Origin of the sequence: Mycobacterium sp. 1245852.3 (assembly GCF_001669335.1) — a bacterium.
GTDB lineage: Bacteria > Actinomycetota > Actinomycetes > Mycobacteriales > Mycobacteriaceae > Mycobacterium > Mycobacterium europaeum_A.
Window position 1 is genome coordinate 1 of the sequence record NZ_LZLL01000155.1, and the last position, 5,158, is coordinate 5,158.

General features: G+C 64.3%; 6 protein-coding genes and 2 pseudogenes. 4 read left to right on the plus strand and 4 right to left on the minus strand.

Annotation, left to right across the window (positions count from 1 at the left end; translation table 11 throughout):
* Both A9W96_RS32075 and A9W96_RS06895 read left to right on the plus strand, forming a co-directional pair.
* Positions 1 to 275: pseudogene (locus tag A9W96_RS32075) on the plus strand (low temperature requirement protein A); the annotation flags it as partial.
* Between the two features lie 56 nt (positions 276 to 331).
* Positions 332 to 892, plus strand: coding sequence for a type 1 glutamine amidotransferase domain-containing protein (locus A9W96_RS06895; RefSeq protein ID WP_197499428.1), 561 nt, complete (start codon positions 332 to 334; stop codon positions 890 to 892).
* 448 nt (positions 893 to 1,340) lie between these two features.
* Here the strand turns inward: A9W96_RS06895 and A9W96_RS06900 are convergent, their stop codons facing one another.
* The gene (locus tag A9W96_RS06900) at positions 1,341 to 1,556 is read right to left on the minus strand and encodes a hypothetical protein (protein WP_156749217.1); all 216 of its coding nucleotides are present in this window, start codon (positions 1,554 to 1,556) and stop codon (positions 1,341 to 1,343) included.
* A gap of 391 nt (positions 1,557 to 1,947) precedes the next feature.
* Between A9W96_RS06900 and A9W96_RS06905 the strand changes: the two genes are divergently transcribed.
* Both A9W96_RS06905 and A9W96_RS06910 read left to right on the plus strand, forming a co-directional pair.
* Entirely contained in the window at positions 1,948 to 2,151 is a 204-nt protein-coding gene (locus A9W96_RS06905; RefSeq protein ID WP_156749219.1) for a hypothetical protein, read from the plus strand.
* Between the two features lie 271 nt (positions 2,152 to 2,422).
* Entirely contained in the window at positions 2,423 to 3,367 is a 945-nt protein-coding gene (locus tag A9W96_RS06910) for an alpha/beta fold hydrolase (protein WP_067138586.1), read from the plus strand.
* Here A9W96_RS06910 and A9W96_RS06915 read toward each other — a convergent pair.
* From A9W96_RS06915 to A9W96_RS32080, 3 genes and pseudogenes are all read right to left on the minus strand, one after another.
* Entirely contained in the window at positions 3,338 to 3,601 is a 264-nt protein-coding gene (locus A9W96_RS06915) for a DUF3072 domain-containing protein (RefSeq protein WP_067138589.1), read from the minus strand. The genes A9W96_RS06910 and A9W96_RS06915 overlap by 30 nt on opposite strands.
* Before the next feature lie 85 nt (positions 3,602 to 3,686).
* Positions 3,687 to 4,718, minus strand: coding sequence for a fused (3R)-hydroxyacyl-ACP dehydratase subunits HadA/HadB (locus tag A9W96_RS06920; RefSeq protein WP_066873359.1), 1,032 nt, complete (start codon positions 4,716 to 4,718; stop codon positions 3,687 to 3,689).
* 167 nt (positions 4,719 to 4,885) lie between these two features.
* Positions 4,886 to 5,158 (minus strand): annotated as a pseudogene (locus A9W96_RS32080) (glycosyl transferase family 1); the annotation flags it as partial.

Genomic DNA, 5,158 nt, shown 5'->3' on the forward strand with positions numbered 1-5,158 from the left:
CTCACCGGCTGCCGTTGCTGTCCGCGATCGCACTGGCCGGCGGCATGGCACTGTTCTACTTCGCTGACGTCGCCTACCGGTGGCGCGACCACGGGCAGGCGCCGGCCGACCGCGCCGTCACCGGAGTAGCCGCGGCGGCGACCCTGCCTGCCTTATTGCATATGCCCGCCCTCGCAGCGCTCGGCCTGCTCGCCGGCATCGGAGCTTGCCGGTTGGTCTGGGAGTTGTGGCGGCGCCCCCGGATCGGTCCGGCCGTAGCAGGACAGGCACGTTGAGGGCCGAGGCACAGGTAAACCGGCGCTTAAAGCGCCATAACCGACAGGAGAGCACGATGTCACAGGCACGACGCCTTTCGGGCCGAAAAATAGCTGTGTTGGCAGCCGACGGCTTCGAGAAAGTGGAACTGGTAATTCCGTTGCGCGCGTTGCAATTGGCCGGCGCGAAGGTCGATGTTGTGTCGCTGCGCCCCGGTCGCATCCGCGGGGTGAATCTGCACATGCCGGCCAGCCGAGTCGGCGTGGACAAGGTTGTCACCGAGGCCGACCCCGGCGCCTACGACGGACTGCTGCTTCCGGGCGGCTTCATCAACCCCGACCTGCTGCGGCAGTCGGCGGCGGCGCGGGATTTTGTCCGCGCGTTCGACCACGGGGCCAAGCCGATCGTCACGTTGTGTCACGGTCCGTGGGTGCTTGCGTCGGCAGGATTGCTCAATGGGCGCACCCTGACCTCCTGGCCGGGAATCCGCGATGACCTGGTGAACGCCGGCGCCGACTGGCTCGACCGCGAGGTCGTGCGTGACCGCAACCTCGTCACGAGTCGGGGGCCACAGGACATGAAGGCGTTCTTGCCGGCGATGCTCGACATCTTCGCCGAGTCGAAGAATCACTCGTAGACGGTCACGAACCATAACGGCTCGGATCCGCAGCTCGACAAGCCGCTCGGCTGGGCCGTGTCCGCCTTGCGCTGGTCACCGAAGCCCTCGGCGGCGGCACTGACCGGTGTGGTCGCGGCCGCCCTGGCGTCACCCCTACGGAGACGGGTTTCCATCAAGAACTAGAGAACAACGCCAGCGCTACCCTAGGCGCGCTGCCAGCGTCGCCGCATGCCCGGGTGACTGCAGATAAAGCGAATCGCCTTGTGCCTGAAGGTGATAACGAACCTCGGCGCGTTATGCCGTCCCATTCGGCGGTGGCTCAACGATGTAGCGAAAATGGAACTTGGCAATCGCTCGTTCGGAGTTCGGTTCAGCGCGCTCTTGTCCGGCGTCTTCGATGTCTTCCCGACAAACAGGTCAGCGCGACACCCGACCGGTCGGGTCGTGCAGGCACTGAAGTGCCCTCCTAGATCTCACTGGCAAAGGAGGGATCCGTGATGCCGATGGTCCGTCCGAGAATGATGAGCTCGTCATCTGTCAGGCCGGGGCCGCCCTCGGGCGGCTGATATTCGAACAGGGCGCGGGCGTACTCGCGGAATCGTCTTGCGTCCGAGGCAGCAGCGGCCGCTGCGGCCGCACGGGTCGAATCGTGAGCCGTCGATGCGGTGTCCAAGAAGTTCATCGGGTGCGCGTCCGCCACTTCGGTGAAAACCCGCAAACCCCTAGGTAGAGCGATCATTATCCGCCGTGCAGGCTGAGAACTAAAGATCGAAGCTAAATCGGCTTGAGCTGGCGTTTTGCAGCGAAGATCAGCAGGCCACCGCGTGCAAGGCCACTCGGAACGCGTGCTAGTGAACAACATCAGTGCAACGAAATTGCCTGTGGGACAGAGTATTGTGCGCAATTGTGACGCGGAGTAGCGTGAGGTTTCCAACAGCAGGCGGCCAGAACGCAAGCTAAGTGGGCATACTGTGGGACACTCGGAGCTAACCAGCCTCATCGGCCTGCGAGACCGCGATGGGAATCGAATCCATCTCGTCCGCGTGGATGTTCCCAGCGGGACGAGCGGCTACATGCTCAGGGTCGGGACGGGAAAGGTGTTCCTGAGTGCCGGCGATCTCGCCAGGCTCAACAACGTCATCCGGTTCGAGTTGCATTCGGCGCACCGGACCCATTTGTTGATTTGGGCGATCCAGCTACTGATCTTGTGCGCAGTGGCATGGTTCCTCACATCCGGCATCACCGGGCCGCTGTTTGTCTACCCCTGGTCCTATTGAGATCACTGCCCCATCAAGCACGGATCGCGCTGCGGGCCAACGCTTCTGGAGCGGTTTCGCGCCTTCATGGAAGATCGCGGCCAGCCGCCCGCGCGTCGTAGTGACTACCTTTCGTCAATCGGAGCAGCAGGTAAGCCGAAGTAGCGCGCACTGCCATCCACAGGCGACATCGCTTGTGCATGAGCCCGCCGGCTGAGGACTTGTCCGCTCGAGTCCAGACGGTGTAGCGCAGCTATAGTCGGTGCGTGTTGCCTACCTATGATCGCGATTCATGACCGGAGGAGCACCAGGACCGGCGTCGCCGCAAGCACAGCCTGGCGAGCTCGCCCCGCTCGATATCGTCGGCTCCGGAGTCCTTCCCCCGGTCGCTGCCCGAGTGCGCCGACTTTTTTGGCTGCTCGAGCGGTTGGCGCCCTCTTTGGGATCGCGGTGGGCAGTCGAGTTGTGGTGCACCCCACCGGTTCTCGAGTCGGACCTGCGCATGCCACCAGGTGTGGCCCCGGGCAGGCCGCTGGAAGCTTATTGGGATGGGCATCGGATAGCTGGTGAGGAATGGGGCGAGGGGACACCGATATATCTGGTACATGGTTGGGGCGGGCAGCGCGCGCATTTGGCAGTGTTCGTCAAACCGCTGGTGGAGGCTGGGTACCGCGTCATCGCATTCGACTTGCCTAGCCACAACGAATCTGACCCGGGTGCCCTTGCGCCCGGGCGTACCACTGCCATCGAGTGCGCCGACGCCGTTGCGGCGATGATCGAAACCCACGGGCCCGCCCACGCGGTGGTGGCTCACTCACTCGGTGCGAACGCGACTGCGTTGGCGGCGGCGCAGGGCGCACCTGTTGGGCGTTTGGTCTTCTTGGCGCCCATGGGCGATTTCCGTCTCTATCTTGACCTGTTCGCCGCACGGCACGGCTTCGGTCGCCGGATCCGCGCCGGCCTGCAACGCCGTCTGGAAAAACGAATCGGCATGCCGTTGCACGAGACGAACATGACGCGGATCGGTCAACGAGCCAATTACCCGCCGCTGCTTCTCATCCATGATCCCGACGACCCGGACAGCCCTTATGCCGCGAGTGAGCGGCTCGCATTGTCATGGCAAGGCGCACGATTACTGACCACGCGGGGGCTCGGTCGACTGGCTCATTACCGAATCCTGCGCCATCGCCCGGCTATTCGGGCCGGGCTAGAGTTCATCGGCGACCAAGCGGGCTGAGTTCAGCTGCGACCGCGGTCCTCTACCGCCGCGCCCGGTATGCTGCTGCAGCTCTTCCATCAGGTCGGATGCCTGGGCCTTGGTCAGATCATTCGGGACCTCACGCCCTGCCTCCTGCGCCAGCGTTTGCAGGTAGCTCCGCTGCGGTCCCGTCATCGGCTCGTCGCCCGTGACCCAGTCGGCTGTGTCCTTTTCCGCCGTCTCGTTCGGCGCCTGTTGCAACTCGTCGCTCATGTCTCGATCACCTCCGACGGACGTAATAGCCGTCGTACATGTGTTCGAAACATATCCGCTCAGCGAATTTAGTGGTCTGAGCGCGTCAGCGGAAACGGATGTTCAACGTCGCCAGGCCAAATATCTTGCGGCCAGCCGACTTCGCGCCGACGAGCACGACTCCGCTGCGGGTTTCCGGGTCCAGTGACTTGATCCGGCCGCTGTACTCGATGTCGGCACCCTCGGTGGCCGACACGACCACGGGCTGGGACAGCCGCACCGCGTAGCGGGTCACCGCACCGGGATCGCCTGACCATGCCGAGCCGAATCCGGCACCCAACGCCATGGTGAGCATTCCGTGGGCGATCACGTCGGGCTGGCCCGCCAGTTTGGCGAGGTTCTCGTCCCAATGGAGCGGGTTGGCGTCGCAGGCCACCCCGGAGTAGTTCACCAGGTCGCCGCGCGACAGTCGTGCGTGGTGGACCGGTAACTCGTCGCCGACCTTCACGTCATCGAAGGACGGCGTTCCCGGGGTGCGGGTGGTGCCGGCGTGGGCGATCCGAACCTCGTCCGCCGGGCGCACCGTCTTCTGGTAGTCCTCCTCGGAATAGTCGATGCCGGCGAGGTTCACATCGTGCATCATCACCTTTTCCGCGACGCTTCTGATCGCCGGATCGACATCCTCGGCGGTGACGCCCACGACGGTGGTGTGCAGGGTGTGCACCCGCTCGCCGGCCGTATCGGTGAACGTGTTGGTCACGGTGATCAAGTCTCTGCCGGCGATCCTGCGCACCGATGACAGCTCGACGTCAACGTGCAGTTCGTCTCCGGCCACGATCGGGCGGTGCTGCTCGAAGACTTCTTCGGTCTGCAGGTACATCTCGTAACCGATGACCACCGATTCGAACAAATGCCGATTGGCGGCCATGGCCGGGGCCGACGTGAACGTCAGCGGCGCCACCAGGTCCGGATATCCCAGTTCAGCGGCGGCGTCGAGTTTCCAGTGCGCAGGGTGATAGTCCTGCACGGCGCGGGCGAACTCGCGTAGTTTCTCGCGGCCGACCTGGTAAGTGTCTTCGATCCGGTAGTAGTGGCCGACCCGCGCTTCGAGTGCCGACGCTTCGGTTGCTGCTGTCATGGATTGCTCAACTTTTCTGTCGGCCTGTTCACGGAAGCCGACCTACGCACACTAACCCGGCGACATCAGGCCACCGAAGGCCGCAACGCGGATGACAAGATTGCCCGAGTGTGTTACCGCTGGCCGACCCTGGCCGAGGCCGTCGACACTCGACGTTCCGCCGGCAACTAGGTCAACCGCCTCGAACTGGCGAAGTCTTCGGCGAGATCTGCGGCTGTCGCGACGCTTTGGGCGGCTGCAGTCATCCGGCCGGCAAGTTCGCGGGCGCGGATTGCATACTCCGGCGCCAGGATCCGTTGCAGGTCCGCGACGAGCGATCGCCGGCTAGTGGCCGACAGGCGGCGGTGCGTGCCCACCTTGAGGCGCCGTTTCACCTGAGCTCCCCAGAGGATCTGGTTGACGTCGACGGAGAGGATCAGCGCGGGGATCCCGGCGCGCAG

Bases quoted from the DNA above. Each gene is read 5' to 3' on its own strand.
- A9W96_RS06920 (WP_066873359.1), bottom strand. From the start codon at position 4,718: ATGACAGCAGCAACCGAAGCGTCGGCACTCGAAGCGCGGGTCGGCCAC.
- A9W96_RS06910 (WP_067138586.1), top strand. From the start codon at position 2,423: ATGACCGGAGGAGCACCAGGACCGGCGTCGCCGCAAGCACAGCCTGGC.
- A9W96_RS06905 (WP_156749219.1), top strand. From the start codon at position 1,948: ATGCTCAGGGTCGGGACGGGAAAGGTGTTCCTGAGTGCCGGCGATCTC.
- A9W96_RS06915 (WP_067138589.1), bottom strand. From the start codon at position 3,601: ATGAGCGACGAGTTGCAACAGGCGCCGAACGAGACGGCGGAAAAGGAC.
- A9W96_RS06895 (WP_197499428.1), top strand. From the start codon at position 332: ATGTCACAGGCACGACGCCTTTCGGGCCGAAAAATAGCTGTGTTGGCA.
- A9W96_RS06900 (WP_156749217.1), bottom strand. From the start codon at position 1,556: ATGAACTTCTTGGACACCGCATCGACGGCTCACGATTCGACCCGTGCG.